At 61.0% G+C, this 19,227-nt stretch carries 16 protein-coding genes and 4 pseudogenes; 12 read left to right on the top strand and 8 right to left on the bottom strand.

Annotated features, from left to right (window positions below; all coding sequences use genetic code 11):
• Nucleotides 1–48 precede the first annotated feature (48 nt).
• The 7 genes from AC5O5I_RS15920 to AC5O5I_RS15890 all read left to right on the top strand — a co-directional run bounded on the left by AC5O5I_RS15920 (nucleotide 49) and on the right by AC5O5I_RS15890 (nucleotide 10,417).
• Nucleotides 49–1,416, top strand: a complete 1,368-nt coding sequence (locus tag AC5O5I_RS15920) for an NAD(P)/FAD-dependent oxidoreductase (protein ID WP_494511117.1) — start codon at nucleotides 49–51, stop codon at nucleotides 1,414–1,416.
• A 74-nt stretch (nucleotides 1,417–1,490) separates the two neighbouring features.
• The gene (locus tag AC5O5I_RS15915; RefSeq protein ID WP_494511116.1) at nucleotides 1,491–2,153 is read left to right on the top strand and encodes a hypothetical protein; all 663 of its coding nucleotides are present in this window, start codon (nucleotides 1,491–1,493) and stop codon (nucleotides 2,151–2,153) included.
• A 488-nt stretch (nucleotides 2,154–2,641) separates the two neighbouring features.
• Nucleotides 2,642–4,063, top strand: a complete 1,422-nt coding sequence (locus AC5O5I_RS15910; RefSeq protein ID WP_494511115.1) for a DUF1329 domain-containing protein — start codon at nucleotides 2,642–2,644, stop codon at nucleotides 4,061–4,063.
• Between the two features lie 24 nt (nucleotides 4,064–4,087).
• Nucleotides 4,088–5,734: a DUF1302 domain-containing protein gene (locus tag AC5O5I_RS15905; RefSeq protein ID WP_372242851.1), complete on the top strand. Its 1,647-nt coding sequence runs from the start codon at nucleotides 4,088–4,090 to the stop codon at nucleotides 5,732–5,734.
• A gap of 8 nt (nucleotides 5,735–5,742) precedes the next feature.
• Nucleotides 5,743–8,157 carry an efflux RND transporter permease subunit gene (locus AC5O5I_RS15900; protein ID WP_494511114.1) on the top strand — a complete coding sequence of 805 codons (2,415 nt, stop codon included), beginning with the start codon at nucleotides 5,743–5,745 and terminating at the stop codon, nucleotides 8,155–8,157.
• A gap of 10 nt (nucleotides 8,158–8,167) precedes the next feature.
• On the top strand, nucleotides 8,168–9,151 hold the full coding sequence (locus AC5O5I_RS15895; RefSeq protein ID WP_172285527.1) for a WD40/YVTN/BNR-like repeat-containing protein: 984 nt from the start codon (nucleotides 8,168–8,170) through the stop codon (nucleotides 9,149–9,151).
• Nucleotides 9,152–9,163: 12 nt separating this feature from the next.
• Nucleotides 9,164–10,417 carry a PucR family transcriptional regulator gene (locus tag AC5O5I_RS15890; RefSeq protein ID WP_494511113.1) on the top strand — a complete coding sequence of 418 codons (1,254 nt, stop codon included), beginning with the start codon at nucleotides 9,164–9,166 and terminating at the stop codon, nucleotides 10,415–10,417.
• 89 nt (nucleotides 10,418–10,506) lie between these two features.
• Here AC5O5I_RS15890 and AC5O5I_RS15885 read toward each other — a convergent pair.
• The 3 genes and pseudogenes from AC5O5I_RS15885 to AC5O5I_RS15875 all read right to left on the bottom strand — a co-directional run.
• Nucleotides 10,507–10,596, bottom strand: a pseudogene (locus AC5O5I_RS15885) (NAD(P)-dependent oxidoreductase); the annotation flags it as partial.
• 119 nt (nucleotides 10,597–10,715) lie between these two features.
• Nucleotides 10,716–12,503, bottom strand: coding sequence for a thiamine pyrophosphate-requiring protein (locus AC5O5I_RS15880; RefSeq protein WP_494511112.1), 1,788 nt, complete (start codon nucleotides 12,501–12,503; stop codon nucleotides 10,716–10,718).
• Between the two features lie 705 nt (nucleotides 12,504–13,208).
• Nucleotides 13,209–13,352: a hypothetical protein gene (locus tag AC5O5I_RS15875; protein WP_172227192.1), complete on the bottom strand. Its 144-nt coding sequence runs from the start codon at nucleotides 13,350–13,352 to the stop codon at nucleotides 13,209–13,211.
• 133 nt (nucleotides 13,353–13,485) lie between these two features.
• Between AC5O5I_RS15875 and AC5O5I_RS15870 the strand changes: the two genes are divergently transcribed.
• Together AC5O5I_RS15870 and AC5O5I_RS15865 are read left to right on the top strand one after the other, a co-directional pair.
• Nucleotides 13,486–14,199, top strand: coding sequence for a DUF72 domain-containing protein (locus tag AC5O5I_RS15870; RefSeq protein WP_172227194.1), 714 nt, complete (start codon nucleotides 13,486–13,488; stop codon nucleotides 14,197–14,199).
• A gap of 70 nt (nucleotides 14,200–14,269) precedes the next feature.
• Nucleotides 14,270–14,500 carry a hypothetical protein gene (locus AC5O5I_RS15865; protein WP_172285530.1) on the top strand — a complete coding sequence of 77 codons (231 nt, stop codon included), beginning with the start codon at nucleotides 14,270–14,272 and terminating at the stop codon, nucleotides 14,498–14,500.
• Between the two features lie 154 nt (nucleotides 14,501–14,654).
• Here AC5O5I_RS15865 and AC5O5I_RS15860 read toward each other — a convergent pair.
• The 3 genes and pseudogenes from AC5O5I_RS15860 to AC5O5I_RS15850 all read right to left on the bottom strand — a co-directional run.
• Nucleotides 14,655–14,862, bottom strand: a pseudogene (locus tag AC5O5I_RS15860) (low affinity iron permease family protein); the annotation flags it as partial.
• A gap of 31 nt (nucleotides 14,863–14,893) precedes the next feature.
• Nucleotides 14,894–15,142: a hypothetical protein gene (locus tag AC5O5I_RS15855; RefSeq protein ID WP_256676245.1), complete on the bottom strand. Its 249-nt coding sequence runs from the start codon at nucleotides 15,140–15,142 to the stop codon at nucleotides 14,894–14,896.
• Between the two features lie 145 nt (nucleotides 15,143–15,287).
• Nucleotides 15,288–16,091: an OBAP family protein gene (locus AC5O5I_RS15850; protein ID WP_494511111.1), complete on the bottom strand. Its 804-nt coding sequence runs from the start codon at nucleotides 16,089–16,091 to the stop codon at nucleotides 15,288–15,290.
• Nucleotides 16,092–16,259: 168 nt separating this feature from the next.
• Between AC5O5I_RS15850 and AC5O5I_RS15845 the strand changes: the two genes are divergently transcribed.
• The 3 genes and pseudogenes from AC5O5I_RS15845 to AC5O5I_RS15835 all read left to right on the top strand — a co-directional run bounded on the left by AC5O5I_RS15845 (nucleotide 16,260) and on the right by AC5O5I_RS15835 (nucleotide 17,583).
• Nucleotides 16,260–16,547, top strand: coding sequence for a hypothetical protein (locus AC5O5I_RS15845; protein ID WP_494511110.1), 288 nt, complete (start codon nucleotides 16,260–16,262; stop codon nucleotides 16,545–16,547).
• Nucleotides 16,548–16,694: 147 nt separating this feature from the next.
• Nucleotides 16,695–16,916, top strand: a pseudogene (locus AC5O5I_RS15840) (transposase); the annotation flags it as partial.
• Nucleotides 16,917–17,145: 229 nt separating this feature from the next.
• On the top strand, nucleotides 17,146–17,583 hold the full coding sequence (locus tag AC5O5I_RS15835) for an acetyltransferase (RefSeq protein WP_494511109.1): 438 nt from the start codon (nucleotides 17,146–17,148) through the stop codon (nucleotides 17,581–17,583).
• A 74-nt stretch (nucleotides 17,584–17,657) separates the two neighbouring features.
• Here AC5O5I_RS15835 and AC5O5I_RS15830 read toward each other — a convergent pair.
• Nucleotides 17,658–17,987, bottom strand: a pseudogene (locus AC5O5I_RS15830) (IS66 family transposase); the annotation flags it as partial.
• Nucleotides 17,988–18,245: 258 nt separating this feature from the next.
• Complete coding sequence (locus AC5O5I_RS15825; protein WP_256676246.1) at nucleotides 18,246–19,160, bottom strand: LysR family transcriptional regulator; 915 nt, start codon at nucleotides 19,158–19,160, stop codon at nucleotides 18,246–18,248.
• Nucleotides 19,161–19,227: the final 67 nt, after the last annotated feature.

The following is a 19,227-nucleotide window of genomic DNA, read 5'->3' as shown; positions in this document are numbered from 1 at the left end:
TGGCGGCTCAGGGGGCAAGCCACAGTCGATTTTCCGGGAGCCATGTAGATGAATGCGTTGAACAAAGCAGCCCAGGGCAATGCAGCACCGTTGACGTTTCGTAGCCTGGGTGGATGGGTGGAGCGGCCAGGCGATTTGCAGCCGACGCTCCAAGGGCAGGCGCAGGCCGATGTCATCGTGGTCGGCGCCGGCTTTGCCGGCCTGTCGACCGCGTTGGAGCTGAGGGCGCTCGGCGCGGATGTCATCGTGCTGGAACAGGAGTTCGCCGGCTTCGGGGCCAGTGGCCGCAATGCGGGCTACCTGCTGGGCAGCATGGGGATTGAGTACGATATGTTCGTCAAGCGCGTGGGCATGGAGCAGGCAACGCAATTCGTCAGGTTCTATGACGAGGCTGTGCCCTACGTGGAAGGCCGATTCAAGACGCTGGGTATCGACTGCGACTACAACCCTTCGGGCGTGCTCCGGGCATGTGTTCATCCCAGCCAGGAGAAGCGCTTGCTGCAAAGCATGGCGCTGGGTCGCAAGCTGGGGGCGGTGAGCCGCTTTGTGGACGGTGTCGAGATGCGCGCGCGGGGTATCCCCCCCGCCTTTCTATTTGCCGCCGAGCAGTGTGGCGGCACCTTGAACCCAGGTAAGTACGTCGCCGGCCTGAGGCGTGCGGCCATCGAGGCAGGGGTGAAGCTTTACGAGCGCACACCGCTGCAGTCCTTCAGCGAAGGGCCGGTCATTACCTGCAAAACCGCGCAGGGCAGTGCAAGCGCCCCGGTGATGGTGCTGGCAACCAACGCCTATACGCCGCAGTTGGGGGTGTTGCGCAACAAGGTCGCGGCGATTCGGGTGTCGGCAATCGAAACTCAACCGTTGTCGACGCAGCAGTTGGCTGATCTGGGCTGGCAAGGACGGGAAGGGATCATCACCCCGCATTACACCATGGAGAGCCACCGCCTGACGGCGCACGGCACGATGGTACTGACCGTCAAGAAACTCGGTTATGCCTACGGTTCGAACACGCCCAATATCCCTGACCATACCGCCTACGCGGCATTGGCCCAGGTGCTGCGCGAGCGCTATCCGGCACTGCAAGGCCTTGGTGTGAAGCACTGTTGGAGTGGTTATGTCAGTGGCGCCTACGACTTCCTGCCGGTGATCGGCACCATGGGCGCGACACAGAATATTTACTACGCCACTGGCTGCTCGGGCCACGGACTGGGCACTCAATCCTTGATCGGGAAGCTCTTTGCCGAGCAAATCAACGGCAAGGCGCCTGAACTGCTGGCGGCATTGCAACACAAAACGCCCTCCATGTTGCCTGAACCCTTGCAATGGTGCGTCATCCACTCTGGCTTTGCGGCAGCCAAGTTGCTGGATGACTGGACCGATAGAAAAGTGCGTAAAAGCAACGCCAATAAGGGCTGATTGCATTTGCTGTGCTTGTTCTATGCCCGGCATTTTAAAACTACGGCGCGCCCCTTTTGACAGAGGCTGTTATTGTGGAACTCATAGACGTATTCGCGTTGATCTCATGCGTGTTGCTGGTGGTGTGTGGCTTGGGTTATGGCACAGCATTTATCAGGCGCAAAAATTATCTGCTGGGTGTGGAGTTCTTGATTGTGGGTATTTCTGCAACGAACTTTACGGCGTTTATCGCGACGGGGTGGCAGGCTAATTATAATATTGCCATTTTTCTCGATGCGTTTTCCCGCGGGGTCGGCGTGCCGATTATTGTCACACTCGGTTTGATGGCCGTGACGCATAATTACAAACCGTCGCCGACGAAGGATGTCCTATTGTTTTTGGCGGCTTTTATTTCTACGGCTATCTATTTCATGTCGTCGGTATTCAAAGCCTGGCTTCCCTATTTCTATGTACTGATGTGGTTGCTCGCCACGCTGTACCTGCTCTACTTCATGTGGCGGCTGGCGCGGGCGGGCGAGTTTCGGCACGCGCTGGCCACGCTCCTGGGCGCGGTCGCGGGGCTGACCATAGCGCTACGGTACGATTTCTTCCCGATTCCGGGGGATGAGACGAAGATGATATTCATGACCAGCGCGTTTCTGGTCTGGTCTTATTCCATGGCCCAGTTGTTCTATGCCTACCGTGCACTTCAGCGTTCCACTAAAGCTTCCGCCCAGGCCATGTCTCACTCCAATTGATATCAGCAGCAGCACCCTATCTTTTTGAAGATGGTTTCCGTGTGTGCAGGGTATGTTTTTCGGGACTCGCGGTTACTCCATGGCGGGCCGTAGGCCTGCTTTTTTGCCGCCCCTCGGGGCGGTTTTTTTATGGGTGATCCATTCGTATTGATAATGAGCCTGGATAAGCGGCGTGCCTAGGGTGTGCGGGCGCGCTAGTTGGCGAAGTGTTCAGGCGGTGCATTATAAACGAGCATCTTTCGGTAACACATGTTTCCTTAATTCCCAGTAAAGGGCAGGCGCCTGGCACGTAATAAACGACAACCAATGTTAACTAGCTGATTTACCTGATGTAATCCACCTGTCAAGCATTATGGCATGTGGTTTGCGTGTTGATCATCCGACATGGTCAGATGACCATGTCGGATGATCAAGATGTGCCAGGCACCGATTTTTCCGCCCGGAAAGATCGAGCAGCCGGCCCAAGCCCTATGTTCGAGGAACCCCTTATGAAAGAAGTCACTGCACGGCCGGAAGGTGAAGTTTCCGCCCGCCGTATTTTCAGGCAGCTGCTGGTTACCCTGGCGGCATCGGCCGCCATCTGTTCGGTGCAGGCCGCGCCCCAGGGGGCCGAGGCGCTGGGTTCGAAGCTGACGCCACTGGGCGGGGAGGTCGCCGCCAGCCCAAGCGGCGATATTCCAGCTTGGACAGCGCCGGGGCCGCAAGGGGCGGGCTGGAGCTATGGCCAGGTACGAGGGGAGCATTGGAAATTCAAGGGCGACAAACCTCTGTACAGCATCGACTCGAGCAATGTGGCGCAGCACGCGAGCAAGCTTGCTCCCGCCCAGCTGGAACTGTTCAAGAAGATTCCGGGCTACCGGATGGACGTCTACCCGACCCGCCGCACCTGCGACGCGCCGAATTTCGTGGCGCAGAACACTCGGCAGAACGTGGGTTTCGCCAAACTCGATGGCACAGGACTGGCGCTGGAGGAAGCCCATTTGCCGGGTGCGCCGTTCCCTTTGCCGAGCAGCGGCGCCGAGGTGATGTGGAACATGAAGATGCGCTACCGCGGCGTTGGCGTTGAACTGCCAAAAAGCATCTCGGGCATTTCCCCGCGCAAAGGCGGGGAGTGGCTGCGCCAGTCCACCGACCTCATCTTCTATACGCCCTGGGGCAAAAAGGGCAGCACGCTGTTCTCATCCGTTGGCCGTCTGGAGAACGCCGGTTTCTTCAGTTACCTGGAGCCCGCCGCACTGGCCGGCCAGGCTGCAGTGCAGACGGCCGTGGCCGGCGAGCAGGCGACGACTTTCTACTACTTCCCCGGCCAGCGGCGCGTGCGGCGCATGCCGTCGTATTCCTACGACGCGCCGCAGATCGGGCTGGATAACCAGTACAACGTCGACGAGGCGAATGTGTTCTTCGGCACCATGGACCGCTTCGACTGGAAACTGGTCGGCAAGCAGGAGCTGCTGGTGCCGTACAACGCCTTCGGCGCCTATGACACCAGCGCCAAGGCAGAGACCTTCGCGGGCAACGATTCGCTTGCGCCGCAGTCGCGCCGCTACGAGCTGCACCGCGTCTGGGTGGTCGAGGCCAAGGTCCGCGAGGGCATGCGCCACCAAGCGCCCAAGCGCATGTTCTACATCGATGAGGACAGCTGGAACCCCCTGCTGGCTGTCGACTACGACAAGCAAGGGCAGATCTGGAAGGTGCGTGAAGGCTTCTCTATCCCCGTGTACGAGACAGGTGCTTGCGATGTGCAGGCCCAGGTCCAGTACAACCTGGTCGATGGCCGTTATCTGTTCGACATGAGCTCGATCGGCGCGGGCAAGCACGATATCCGCTGGCTCACCGAGGACGGTAGCAGCCCCCGCCTCAAACGCGATTTCTTCACCTCCGACAACCTGCGAGCCATCAGCGAACGCTAAAACGACGTCAGATCGAGAGCCAGCATGAAAAAAATAATTAGCAAAGCATCAGGCCTTGTCATCGTGTGCGCGACCCCATTGGCAATGGGGTTCACCTTCGAAACCGAAACCCTTCATGGCTCGTTCGACTCCACCATCACCGCAGGCATGGGCCTGCGTACCGAGTCGCGCGGCTGCAACCTGATCAACCAGGGACCGACCGGGCACAATGTGCCCTCCGGCTGCCTGGCGCAGAGCTCGGGCGTGGCGGATCAGGGCGACCTGAACTACGACCGCGGCGATATGTTCACCAACTACCTCAAGGGCACCCACGAGCTGTTGCTGAAGATGCCCGAGGACGTCACCTTCATGGCGCGTGGCACCTGGATCCGCGACTTCGCCGCCACCGATACCACCGGCACGCTGTCGTTCAACACCCCTGAGAGTGTCGGCAGCAACGGGCTCAGCGACAATGCCCGTGACGACCTCGCTTTCAAGGCACGTCTGCTGGACCTCTGGGTGAGCAAAAGCTTCGACGTGGACGGGCAGCGGGTACGGGCGCGCTTGGGCAATCAGGTGATCAACTGGGGCGAGAGCCTGTTCGTGGCGGGCGGTATCAACAACACCAATGCCTACGACTATCAGGCCTTGGCGCGCCCCGGCGTGCAGCTCAAGGAGGCCGTGTTGCCGGCACCGATGCTCAGTGTTGCCTCGGGCCTGGGTGCTGGGGTCAATGTCGAGGCCTACTACCAGTTCCGCTGGAACAAGAGCGAGCTGCCGCCAGTGGGCAGCTACTGGTCCACCACCAACGCCCTCGGCGAGGGCAGGGGAGACTACGGGTACTCTGAGAAAAAGGCCAAGGACAGCGGCCAGTGGGGGCTTTCGCTGCGTTGGCAACCCGAGGACAGCGACGTTAACTATGGCTTCTATGTGATGCGCTATCACGACAAGTTGCCGTCTTTGCGCGTGGATATTCTTGACCCGGACACCTTCGCGGCGGCACCGACTTGGCGCTACCAGGAAGACCGGATGATGTACGGCATCAGCGCCAACATGCCGATCGGCGACTGGGCGGTGGGGACGGAGCTTTCGTACCGGCCGAAGGATTCGGTCATGCTCAACCCGGTCGTCGACCTGTGTGCGAGCAATGACGGCAAGTGCTGGAAGGACGAAAAGAAATTCCAGTGGCACCTGACCGGCCTGTACAGCTTCACACCGTCCAACTCCCCCACGCTGCTCGATTTCAGCGGGGCCAGCTCGGGCACCTTGGTGACCGAGCTGGTGGTCATCAGGTACCCGGGGCTGCATGACGAAGTGAATGGCGAGCCATTGGCTGCGGGGCTCAATACCTGGCAGCTGGACCCTGCAACCGCGCCGAAGCCGCGAGGCGACAAGACCTCATCGGGTATCAACCTGGATTTCAGCATGACCTACGACGGCACATTGTTGCCGGGCTGGCAGGTCACCCCGGGCATCTTCTACGCGCGGTCGCTAGGCGGGCGCACGCCGAACCTCACTGCCACCTTCACCGAAGATGCGAGCAGCATGAACCTGTACCTGAACTTCGTGCGCAACCCGGCCAGTTGGCAGATTTCCCTCAACTACGCCAAGTTCATGGGCGGCGATACCCCTTACGACCAGCTGTACCGTGACCGCGATTATGTCGGCGTCGCGATCTCCCGCACCTTGTGAGGCCTGCCGTGAACGGTTCCGTGAAACTCACTGAAATCCAGGCGCGAGGCGTGCTGCCGCGCGTCGAGCGTGTCCTGTTCGGGCATCGTCGGCTGGTGCTGGCGAGCCTGGCCGTGTTCACCCTGGTCATGGCGTGGTTCGCTGTGCAGCTGCGCATGGATGCCGGCTTCGAAAAGCAGCTGCCGGTCGGCCATGAATACATCGACACATTCCAGATGTACCGCAATGACCTGATGGGCGCCAACCGGCTGACCCTCGTGGTGAGGTCGCGCACAGGTGATATCTGGAGCGCCCCAGGCCTGAAGCGGCTGTATGACGTGACCCAGGCGGTGAGCTTCCTGCCAGGGGTTTCCCGCAGCAGTGTGCGTTCGTTGTGGACGCCCAATGCCTTCGTCAACGAGATCACCGAAGAAGGTTTTCGCGCCGATCCGTTGGTGCCGGGAACGGTTTCTCCCGAGCACTTGAACGACCAGGTCATCGCGGCGATCGCCAGCTCCACCTCGCAAGGGGGCTTTATTGGCACGCTGGTGTCCCGTGACCAGCGCAGTGCGATGATCACGGCGGAGCTCAATGAGTATGAGGCCGATGGCACCCACCTTGATTATGTCGCGTTCAATCATCGGCTGGAGCAAGCGATTCGTCAGCAGTTCGAGGACGGCGACTTCGAAATCCAGATCATCGGCTTCGCCAAGCAGATCGGCGACATTGCCGATGGCGCTTCAGCCGTGCTGGAGTTCTGCTTGCTGGCACTGTTGCTGACCGCCGCTGCGGTTTATTGGTATTGCCACTCGCTGCGCTTCACGCTGCTGGCGCTGGTGTGTTCACTGGCCTCGCTGGTCTGGCAGTTCGGCAGCCTGCGCTTGCTGGGCTTCGGCCTTGATCCGCTGGCGGTGCTGGTACCTTTTCTGGTGTTCGCCATCGGGGTGTCCCATGGGGTGCAGCAGATCAACTTCATCGTACGCGAGATAGCGGTTGGCAAGAGCGCAGAAGCGGCGGCGCGTTCGAGCTTCACCGGTTTGCTGATCCCGGGAACTCTGGCCCTGGTGACTGCACTGGTGTCGTTCGTGACGCTGCTGCTGATTCCTATCCCGATGGTGCGGGAGCTGGCCATCACGGCCTCGCTGGGCGTGGCGTACAAAATCATCACCAACCTGCTGATGCTGCCTTTGCTGGCTTCCATGCTGCGGGTCGATGACCGCTATGCGGCTACCCAGGAAGTTTCCCGGCAGCGCCGTACCCGCTGGCTGCGAGGCCTGTCCCGGCTCGCCGAGTGGCGTAACGCACAGTGGGTGCTTGGCGTGGCCCTGGTGATCTTTCTGGTGGCGATCTGGCAAAGCCACGACCGGGTCGTCGGCTCGTTGCAGGCGGGGGCCCCGGAGTTGCGTGAGGACTCGCGCTTCAATCGCGATGCCGTCTCCATCGCCACTAGCTACGACATTGGCCTGGACTGGCTCAGCGTGGTTTTCGAAGCCGGCCAGGGGGCCTCTGGTGAAGGCGGGGCGGCGGCCTGCGAGGATGTCGCGGCGGGTCAATACCAGGATCGTTTCGTCTGGGCCATGCAGGGTGTGCCCGGAGTGCTGTCGGTGGCTTCGTTCTCCAGCAACATGCGTCAGTTCAACGAAGGGTACAACGAGGGTAATCCCAAGATGGCCGCGGTGCCCATCGACCCTATGAACTACGCCGCGCTGGCCACCGAGGTGGCGCGTACGCCCGGGCTGGTGCGCACCGACTGCAGCATGTCCGCCGTGCACCTGTATCTGGCCGACCACAAGGCCACGACCATCAACCGGGTGGTGGAGGCCGCCAAGGCGTTCCGCAGCGAGTATCCGCAGCCCGGCCTGTCGATCCGCCTCGCCTCGGGCAACGCCGGTGTCCTGGCCGCCATCAACGAGGAAGTGGAGAAGAGCGAAACCCCCATGCTGCTCTACGTCTATGCCGCGATCGCGCTGCTGGTGTTCGCCGTCTACCGCGACCTGCGGGCGGTGCTGGTGTGCTGCCTGCCGCTGACCATCGGCACCTTCATTGGCTATTGGTTCATGAAAGAGCTGCAGATCGGCCTGACCATTGCCACCTTACCGGTGATGGTGTTGGCCGTGGGCATTGGTGTCGACTACGCCTTCTACATCTACAACCGCCTGCAATTGCACCTGGCCCACGGCCAGCCGATTACCAAGGCGGTCGAGCACGCCTTGCTCGAGGTGGGCGTCGCCACGATCTTCACCGCCATCACCCTGGCCGTGGGCGTGGCCACCTGGGCGTTCTCGGACCTCAAGTTTCAGGCCGACATGGGCAAGCTGCTGGCCTTCATGTTCATCGTCAACATGGTCATGGCCATGACCGTGCTGCCGGCCTTCGCCGTCTGGCTGGAACGGGTATTCCCACGTAAGCGCCCTGTGCGCATGATCGGTGCGCTGGTGCACTGAGGAGAGAAGCATGAAGTTCAGGGTTTCATTAACCGCGGCCTTGCTCGCAGCCGCATTGCCGCTGATGTCGCTTCAGGCCGCGCCGTTGCAGGCCGTGCCGGCCATACAGGTGAGCAATGCCACGCAGGCCACCATGCTGGCCGCCGGCTTGGCGGGAGGGCGCATGGTGGCCGTTGGCGACCACGGTGTCGTGCTGTTGTCCGACGATCACGGCATGCAGTGGCGCCAGGCAAGGTCGGTACCGCTGTCCACACCGTTGACGGGCGTGTCTTTCGTGGATGCCAAACGTGGTTGGGCGGTTGGCCACTGGGGCGCGATCCTGGCCACCACCGATGGTGGGGAGTCCTGGCAGGTCCAGCGCCTGGCCACCGAAGAAGACCGGCCACTGTTCGCGGTGCACTTCTTCAATGCCCGGCAGGGTGTGGCGGTAGGCCTCTGGTCGTTGGTGCTGACCACCGTGGATGGAGGCCAGACGTGGGCCGAGCAGCCGGTGCAGGCCCCCCCTGGGGCCAAGCGGGCCGACCTCAACCTGATGGGGCTTTTTGCCGACAGTCGCGGCACGCTGTACGCCCCGGCCGAGCATGGGCAGGTACTGTACTCCGAGGACGAGGGGACAAACTGGCGTTACCTGGATACTGGCTACGAAGGCACACTGTGGTCAGGCGCGGTAATGGCCGATGGACGTCTGCTGCTGGGTGGCCAGCGCGGTACCCTGTTGCTGGGTTCAGCGGACGGCAAGGGCTTTCGCCGAGTGCCAACGCAAAGCAAGGGCTCTGTCACTTGCGTCGCGGTAGCCGGCTCTGGTGTGCTGGCGGTCGGGCTGGATGGGCTGAGCGTCAAGAGCAACGATGGCGGGCACAGTTTCCAGGAAACGCAGAGCGCTGATGGCCTCTCACTGACGGCGGCGTTGTTCAACGCCGAAGGCGTGCCTGTATTGTTTTCACGCCGAGGGGTAATGCCTGAACAGCACCATTTACCAGACGATTTTGAGTGATTTGCCCTGCCCATGACCAGCACACCATCGCCCTGGCCACGCCCCTCGGAAGCCGTTCGCGCGCTCATGCGCAAAGGCGCCGAACTCGCTCAGGCGCTGCCCTCGGAGTGGGTCGAGCGCCTCAATCAGGCGCTTTTCTCTTCAGCGGAAGATGCCAAACTGCTGGAGGACCCGGTCATCCTCGCGGCATGCCGGCGCGCCAACCGGGCAGAGTTGCTGCATTGGGCAAACGCCAATCTGCAGCGCCCTGGAGAGCCGGTGGAGCCCTACGTGTCTGCTGATATGGTGGACACGGCCAGGGAGCTTGCCCGCAGGGGGGGGGCCGAACTGCTGATGAATGTGGCAAGGTCGACACAAAACGCAGCCTGGGAGCTGTGGATGAAGATGGCGTTCAGCCTGACACAGGATCCACTGGAGCTCGAGGAGTTCCTGGAGGTTTCGTCGCGGTCGATCTCGGAATTCATCGACAGCAACATGCGTGTGGTGACCCAGATTGTCCTGGAAGTAAAGAGCGCCCAGGCGCATGACGATCCGATCGACAAACGCAGCCTGGTCACTCGGCTGCTCGATGGCAGGGATGTGGACGCGGAGCAGTTAGGCAGGCGACTGGGCTACAGCCTGGCTCAGAGGCACCATGCCTGCCTCGTCTGGAGCGAAATCCCGGACGCCGAGATTCGTCCTCTGGAGGATATGGCGCGCGCCCTGGCGCAGCTCACGGGTACGCTAGCGCCTCTGATCGTGTTCGCGGGCCCAGCGACCCTGTGGGCCTGGAGCAATGCGTCAAAGCCGCTGGATCTGCACCTGCTGCAAGGCGTCGCCCGGCAATTTCCGAAGATTCGCGCGGCGATCGGTTCGGCGGGCGCGGGGGTGAATGGCTTCCGGCGCTCGCACCTGGAAGCCTTGACCACCCAGCGGTTGATGGGGCGTTTGGCGGGTTCACCCGCAGTCGCCACGATCGATCAGGTGAGGATGGTGTCGTTGATGACACAGGATGCCCGCGCAGCCAGGCAGTTCGTCTTGAGCACGTTGGGGCGCCTGGCGACCGAGCCCTCGGTGCTTCAGCATTCGTTGCACGTCTTTCTGGCCAATGGCTGCAACGTCACCCAGACCGCGGAGGTGCTGGGTACCCATCGCAATACCTTGCTGCGCCGGCTCGAGCGCGCACAGGACCTGCTGCCTATCCCGTTTGCCGACCATCGCATCCAGATCGCTGCCGCACTCGAACTGGTGATCTGGAATACCCCATTAGCAAACGACGAGAAATAGAGGTGAAGGCAGACTTGGCTTCTGGCTGCGCACCGATGCCCAGGGACGTTTCGACAGCTTGTCGACTCCTCTAGTGGTAGCCAGCCACGTCAAAGGATCGGTTTACCGCCGGTGACAGCGTACCGGGAACCACTGATGTAGCTGGCCTCATCGGTGCCCAGCAATACATAAACTGGTGTGCTGCGAACGCTGCGTTCGCTGCGTTCGCTGCGGCGCGCGGCGGTGCCGCCACTGCGAACAACATTGAAGCACGCCGCGTAAAGCTTAACCCGCGCCTGCGCGCGGGCTGCTGCTATCACTATTTTTTGCCGGGCAGTACTGAGCTCAGGACCTGCTTGGCGGTCTGCACGATGACACCTGCCTGATCGGGGTCTCCCTTGAGCAAGGTGCTGGCAAATTTCTTTGCCTGTTCCAGCTTGATGTGCGGGGGAAGGGGAGGCACGTTCGGGTCGGTCTTGAATTCGATCAACACCGGCCGGTCAGCCGCCAGCGCGCGTTCCCAAGCGCCGGCAATGTCTTCCTCCCGCTCCACATAGATGCCCTGCAAACCGATGGAAATGGCGAACAAGTGGTAGGGCACGTCGGGGATCGACTGTGACGCCTCGAACTTGGGGTCGCCTTCCATCACGCGTTGTTCCCAGGTGACCTGGTTGAGGTCTTCATTGTTGAACACCGCGCAGATCCACTTCGGGTTATCCCACTGGCGCCAGTACTTGGCCACGGTGATCAGTTCGGCCAGGTTGTTCATCTGCATCGCACCGTCACCTACCAACGCCACCACGCTTCGCTGCGGGTGGGCGAATTTGGCGGCGATGGCATAGGGCACCGCCGCGCCCATGCTCGCCAGTCCGCCGGACAGCGAGCACTGCATGCCCTGGCGGATCTGCAGATCGCGGGCAAACCAGTTGGCGCATGACCCCGAGTCGCTGGTGACGATGGCCTGGTCAGGCAGGCGAGGGGAGAGTTCATGCACCACGCGTTGCGGGTTGATCGGGTCGGCTTTGACCAGCGCGCGTTTCTCCAGGGTCTTGTCCCAGTGCGCGCGCCAGCTTACGACCTTGTCGCGCCAGCGTCGCTCGCTTTTGCGCTCGAGCAGCGGCAGCAGGGCGCGCAGGGTTTCGGCGGCATCGCCCACCAGGTTGACTTCCATTGGATAGCGCAGGCTGAGCATGTCTGGTTGCAGGTCGATCTGCACCCCACGGGCCTGGCCTTCCTTGGGCAGGAACTCGGCATAGGGGAAGCCGGAGCCGATCATCAGCAAGGTGTCGCACTCGTTCATCAACTGGTAGCTCGGTTCAGTACCGAGCAGGCCGATGGCGCCGGTGACCCAGGGCAAATCGTCAGGCAGCACGGCCTTGCCGAGCAGCGCCTTGGCCACGCCGGCACCGAGCTTTTCGGCCACGGCTACGACCTGCTCGGTCGCTTGCAAGGCGCCGGCACCGACCAGGATTGCCACCTTTCGCCCGGCATTGAGCACTTCGGCCGCCCGTTGCAGGTCAGCGTCGAACGGCACGACCTTGGGCTTGCTGTAGCCAACGCCCGAATGCAGCGTGCCGTGTGCTCTTGCCGGCTCCTGATAGGGCAGGTCCTGTACGTCATTGGGCAGGATGATGGCGGTGACCCGGCGTTCGCCGACGGCCGTCCGCACTGCGCGGTCGAGCAGGTGCCGCACCTGCTCCGGGGTCGATGCCTGCTGCACGAAGGCGCCGGCCACATCCTTGAACATCGACAACAGGTCGAGTTCTTGCTGGTAATGCCCGCCAAGCGCCGCACGCGCTTGCTGCCCGACGATGGCCAGTACCGGTTGGTGATCCATGCGAGCATCGTAGAGGCCGGTCAGCAGGTGTGAGGCGCCGGGGCCGGAAGTGGCGATGCACACGCCGAGCTCGCCGGTGAACTTGGCGTGAGCGCTGGCCATGAACGCGGCCATCTCTTCATGGCGGGCCTGAATGAATTCAATCTTGCCGTTGGCGCGGCTCAATGCACCAAATACGCCATTGATGCCATCCCCGGGATAGCCGAAGATTCGTCGAACGCCCCACTGGTACAAACGCTCGACCAGAAAGTCGCCTACTGTCGTTGTCATCGTCTTTTCCCTATCTGTGATCGATAGGGTCTGGACTGGGCCGCAAAGTGGAAAGTTTCAACAGGTTGTACGTGGTCAGCCTGCAGGAACCTCTGATAGGTATGGCTTCTCAAGGCCTTCATCGCGCAAGAGCATGCGCAAGGTGTCGACTGGGATGCTTTGCCCCGCTGTGGGCGCGGGATTGCCGCCCCACAGGCATCGCGTCAGTTTCGCGCGGGTCAGCCGACATCATCCCCCTGCACCGCCACCTCCCGTGCCACCACCGCCCGAACCTCCACTTCCGCTACCTGAACCGGTGCCCGTGCCGGTCCCTGTGCCGCTGCTATCCGAACCGCCCATCCCGCTGCCACTGCCCGAACCATCGGTAGTGCCATCTCCGCCGGTATTGTCAGTGCCGTTGCTACCGGTACCGCCTGACCCGGTGCCCATGCCATCACCCGGTGTACCAGACCCGCTGGCGCCGCCGTTCATCTGGCCATCGTCTTGTGTCTGTGTGCCAGGGGCGCGCTGATCGTTCATGTTGGTAGCCGCCAGCACAATGGGGGCGCTCGCACCCAGGCACAGCGCCAATAGCCATGTATGAGGCTTCATTATCTTCATGATGAATCTCCTGTTTGCGGTAATTGCCTAGCGTTCGGCCAGGGGGAGGAGTGGGTCGTGCGATGCGGTCGACGGACGGGCCGACTCGTCAGGTCATCGAGGGGATCAACCGTCGGACTGCTCCTCAGGTGGAACCTGGCCGTCGGGCCAGTCTGGTGCCTCTTGCTCCGGTTCAGGCCTGGGGGCCGGCTCGCCGGGGTTATGTAGTACCTCGTCGATGTAAGGGTCGGGGCGGTCGGGGTCAATCATGGCGGGATCCTCTACGGTGGTTACCCCGCTTAGGTCGCCCTGATGAAGTGGCTGTTCCATCCGATTGCGTGAACGGAACGACAACCGGCCGTGGCGACTCCATTGCAGCAACAGCGTGCCAAGGAGTGCCATGATGATCCACGTGGGATGCGCGGGCTGGAGCTTGTCCCGTCAGTACGCCGATGAGTTCCAGCAGTCGGGTAGCCACTTGCAGCGCTATGCTGCGCGGTTTGGTGCCGTGGAGATCAACACCTCGTTCTATCGGCCGCACCTGCCTACCACTTACGCCCGCTGGGCTCACTCGGTACCGGAGTATTTCCGCTTCGCCGTCAAGCTGCCCAGAATCATCACCCACGAACTGCGTCTGGAAGGCTGTGAGGTTGCGCTAGATGTGTTTCTTGGCCAATGCCAGCAATTGGGTGACCGCCTGGGCTGCCTGCTCGTACAGCTGCCGCCATCGCTGGCCCATGATGCCAGCCGAGACCGGCGTTTCTTTGAACGCCTGCGCCAACGCCATGCCGGGCCGGTGGCGGTAGAGCCAAGGCACGCCAGTTGGCAAGCGGCGCAGCCGATGCTGATCGACTTGCGTATTGCCCAGGTGGCGGCGAGCCCTTCACGCTTCGCTGCCGATGCGCAACCTGCTGGATGGCCTGGGTTGGTTTACTGGCGACTGCACGGCGAACCGAGGATCTACCACAGCGAGTATTCGCAGCACTACCTGCAACAGCTGGCTGAGCGGCTGCAGCACAGCCACGCTGCAGGCGCAGCTACCTGGTGCGTGTTCGACAATACGGCCTCCGGGGCGGCACTGGGTAACGCGCTGAGGCTCGAGCGGTACCTGCGCTGACGCGATCGGATCAAACTTTTTGCTGCCGTCGGGCTCTTCTGAGAACACTTTGCAATGTGAGGAGCAGCCCATGAAACATGACGATGGCAAGACTGGCGATGGTGATAAAGTCCCGCGGGTGCTTTCTTCTGAAGAGGCGCAGCAAGGCGAGCGAACCCCAAATCCGGTGCTCGAGCGCCCGGACCGGAATACCGAGGCAGTGGACAAGGTGATTACGCCTACCTCCATCAAGAAACAGGAAGAACAGACGCACCAGATTAATCAGCATCTTGCCGAGGCCGAAAAGAAGACCCGCCGCTGAAGACCTGATCAGGTGGCCGGGCGCTCGGCCCGGTTTGCCTGCCTGTGGTCTTATCTAAACAGTCTTTGCAACGCAGGCGAAGTCGAGCGGTAACATCAGATCGATGTGATGCCATGGCATTGAATTCAATTCGTTGCCTGAAAGAAATTTCACCTCAACTATTGGCGTCTTCGCTCGTGGTTTGAGCAGGCTCGGCGTCGGCATTAGCGCTGCCTGGTGGTGCTTCCTGATCACAGTTTTCGCCCATCCCGATATTCCTTGCGCAACGCATGCAACTGCCGGTTGTCCAGCCCTTCGAGGGCAAGGACGGAGCGCTCGGCGGACTTCGTCGCCCGGATCAGCTGGTTCAGCTTGAGGTGGATGAAACCCATCAGGTTGACCGTTGTGGTCTGGTCATGACTGCACCTGCGCCGCTGTGTTCTTTTTCCATCCCCTGAGGTTCATGAGACACAGCACTACCTGGAGCACAATCAACGCCCACGCTTGGGCATGCCATCCCCACACGGCCCACAGAACGTTACTTGCGATGAAGCAACAGAAGCCGACTTTTCGCCGCCCAGGGCGCCGCGATCCTATCCACCAAGCTGCCAATACGGTCACTGCCATCGCAGGCCATTCCAGCATTCCGATCCAGCTTCCCATCACGTCATTCCAATCGTTTTCATTGAGTCCGATACGGGGGTGTTGCGGTCAATTCGCTTGCCCGATAACCAGGTGTCCCTGAGGGTTTCGAGTACAGTATGAAGGGCTGGGTTCCACATCCAAGGCTGCTGAACGCTCTGCCGGTTCAACTACTCGGCGCGCTCGCTCGGCTGTTCGCCTCGTCAGCTGTCGATGTGGCGGGGCGGTGCAGATGGGCTCCGGTTGGATCGGTGATCTGAATGACGGTACCGTGCTGCCAGCCATTCGCCAGAGGATCAGCCGCAGGTACTTGAATATCAGCTCGCTGAGCCTTTGTTTTTGCCGCATCCACTCGCAGGCGCCGATTGCGTTGTTCGACCATCGTTGGGTCAGCCTGGCCCTCGGCAGTGAAGCCCATCATCAACTGCGGCACGCCCACAGGGAGCGCTTTGTCCTGGTCGGTATGCCACGTGTGCCAGGTCTTCCCGTAGGTACGGGCAAGCCGTTTCATCAGCAGATGTTCAGCAGGCGCAGGGATGCCGGGAGCGACCAGCTGCCCAGAGGAAACCTCAAAGCCATGACTATGCCACATAGCCTTCTCCTGGGCCGCAAGCCCAGCAAAGAGCTTTTCGTCGATGATGTACTCGACGCCCATGATCTTCGCATCTTTCGCATTGCCATCGAATATCACGCACTGAATGACATCCTCGTTGAGGATGGAGCAGTAGTGATGCGCTTCCATCTGTACACCGGGGTGGCCGTTGTAGAAGTGGAATCCATCCAGATAGGCGTTGATGGCGTCGATGGGGGGCTTGGACTGCAACGTCGCCGCTCCGGCTTCAAGCATCTGGGTTTGAACTGACGCGGGCCTGCCTGGTGGCTCTACAGGTGACTTGGTCTCGGGCGTAGAGCAGGCCCACAGTAGGCAGCAGGTAAGGGGCAGGGCTACGGCTGGCAGGAACTGTCGCATGAGAAATGCTCTGGCTAATGTCAATAGACGACAGCACCAACCTGTAAAGGAGGCAGTTCGACCGACAAACGGCACCCTTCGACATCAAGGTTTGCGCGCGGGCCAGGCGAGGTCCTATCACCCTGCGACCACACCTGCGCCAGCGCGCACGTATGGTTCGAAGACGAGATGCTCAACCCATTCATCGGTGCCCGCCTGGGTATTCCGTTGGACGACTACAACGGTGAAAACTTCGACCACAGCGGGCTGGACTTCATCGGTGACGCCAGTTTGCTCACCGTATCCCGCAAGGGGATGCCGACCGGTCGCGCAGCCCTGCTGCGGCCGGGCAGCTTATGCTTTGTGCGCGTGGCGATTTCATGGATGGCAGGCATGAGCGTTCTCCCGGATCTATTGAGGGGATGGCAAGGAATAATCCTTACGTGGTCAATCTTGGTTTTGCTGATCGGGCGCTAGGCACTGTAAGAAATCCCGAGAAAACCAATCGCCGCGCCTCCGGCGCTGAGATTTTGTAGGGTCCCCGCCATCTGCGGAAAGGAATCCTGTGATGGCAAAGCGTATGAACTCTCGGACGAGGCCTGGGATGTGGTCTCCAATCTTTTCATCGAAAACCATGGCCGGGGCCGGCCGCGCCTGAGCGACCGCCTGATGCTCGATGGCGTGCTCTGGGTGCTCTGCTCGGGTGCTGCATGGCGAGATATGCCAGAGCGATTTGGCCCGTGGTCAACGGTGTATCAACAGTTCCGAGGTTGGCGAAACCAGGGGACATTCGATCAGATGCTCAAACGCTTGCAGCTCAGGCTGAATGAAAAGGGCATGATTGAACCGGCCCGACCACCCTCTGTTAGGTATGCTTCCACCATTCCCTTCCGTAATTTTTTATTGACACCCCAAAAGCCTCTCAGTACCGTCCTTCCTCCCTCCTTTCCGGCTACTTCTGCCGTGAACCGCCCAGGCGTTAACTCGCGAAGCGGTCATACAAGTTGCCGACACTTATACGGTCGCTATCTACTAGCGCGCCTCATTTCCGATATCAAGTGTTAAGGATGATTCTATGATCATTCGTCAGGCTACTAACGCCGACCATCCGCAACTGCTCAACATTTGGCTGCGCTCCGTTCGCGCCACACATCACTTCCTGCAAGAATCCGATATTGAGGCATTGCTCCCTCAGCTCCGCGATATTTACCTGCCCGCTGTTGAATTATGGGTTGCGGTAGATGCCGAGGACTGCCCGCTAGGGTTCATCGGTCTTGATGAAAACCACGTAGAGATGCTCTTCATCGAACCAGATCTGCGAGGGAAAGGGATTGGCCGCGCACTGCTGGATCATGCCCGCAGTTCGCGCAGTCAGATGAGTGTTGATGTGAATGAACAGAACCCGGAAGCGGTAGGGTTCTATTTACATTACGGATTTGTTCAAACAGGTCGTTCTCCGCTGGATGGCGAGGGCCGCCCCTTCCCCTTGCTGCACCTGAGCCTGCCCGCCTAGAGCTGTAGTAGTGAATCGCTCCTAAGCTTCTGCTTCGGGGCGATTCATTATTCAGCAGGCCGGCATCCATTGATTTCATCGCTCATGCCCCGCGCTTGGCGTTCGATCTCGTATAAGCCGCTGATTGAGTGCAGGGCCTGTTCGGCCAGCTGACTTTTGTTCGCCATGTGCAGATCAAAGAACTTGCGACGGGCGTGGGCCATGCAGCCGATTTCAGTGATGCCTTGTTCGAAACCGGCTTTGTAGCCAGCGAAGTCGTCGCAGACCAGCTTGCTGTTCCAGTCGCCCAGGAAGTTGCGCGCATGTTCGCCAGCACGGCTTGGGCTGAAGTCGTAAACCACCGCTTTGAGCACCGAAAACGGCGTCGTGCTGTAGGCCCAGACATAGGCCCGATCGGCAAACTTGGCCACCATCACGTGGGCCAACAGGCCTGCGGTTTCTTCAGTCCTCTTCCCTATTTGCCAAGCTTTCCCTGCAAGCCAAATGCTTAGGAGTTTTTTTGTGTCGGGGGCGCTGAGCGTCTTCGGTTGGTGGCATCATTTTCAAATCAGCCACCGCATCCCCTCAAATATACCCAAAATGTCGCAATTAGCAGGAAGTAGACGGCCATTCGAGGCATGAAAAAGGCAGAGATGATCAGCTAACAAGCAGGCGCGAAGCCCCTAAAGACTATCAGGGTCGCCAAAAAACATCTGTATCCGCGACCGCAACCACCGCTCCGCCGGGTCATTGTCCTGCGCCCCGCGCCAGGCCATGTGCAGCTCGAAACTGCGCACCGGCAGCGGAAGATCCTCGGCCCGCAAGCCACCGGCCGCGGTCAGCACCTGCGCCGTATAGTCCGGCACCGTGGCGACTATATCGGTCCCGGCGAGCAAACTCCCCAGCCCATTGAACTGCGGCACCGCCAGCACCACATGACGCTTGCGGCCAATCTCGTCCAGGGCTTCGTCGATAAAGCCGGACAAATCGCCGGCAAACGACACCAGCGCATGCGGCCGGGCACAGAAGTCGTCCAGGGTGATGCTGCCGGGCACGCTGTCGGCCCGCAGCAGTTTCGGCATGCTGCGGCGCAATATCTTGCGTTTGGCGTTGGCCGGCAGGTCACTGGTGTAGCTGACCCCCACCGAAATCTCACCCGAGGCCAGCAGGGTCGGCATCAGCAGGTAGTTGACCCGCCGCACCACCAGCACGATACCCGGCGCTTCGGCACGGATGCGCTTGAGCAGCTGAGGCAACAGGGCGAATTCGGCATCGTCCGAGAGGCCGACGCGGAACACGGCGTTGCTGGTGGCGGGGTCGAACTCGGCGGCGCGGCTGACGGCGGTGGAAATGGAGTCCAGCGCTGGCGACAGCAGGGCGAAGATCTCGTTGGCCCGCGCCGAGGGCTCCATGCTGCGGCCGGTGCGCACGAACAACGGGTCGTCGAACAGGTTGCGCAGGCGCGACAGGGCCGCGCTGATGGCCGGCTGGCCGAGGAACAGTTTTTCCGCAGCGCGGGTCACGCTGCGCTCATGCATCAGCGTTTCGAACACGATCAGCAGGTTGAGGTCTACGCGACGCAGGTCGTTTCGATTCATCGGTGCGCTTCGCCTAAAGTGGGGCAGGGGTGAATCTTAAGGCCAAAGGCTGTTACCCTGCACGGGT

The sequence above is a fragment of the Pseudomonas sp. 9_2_1 genome, from assembly GCF_059295275.1.
This window is presented reverse-complemented; position numbering and strand designations above follow the sequence as displayed.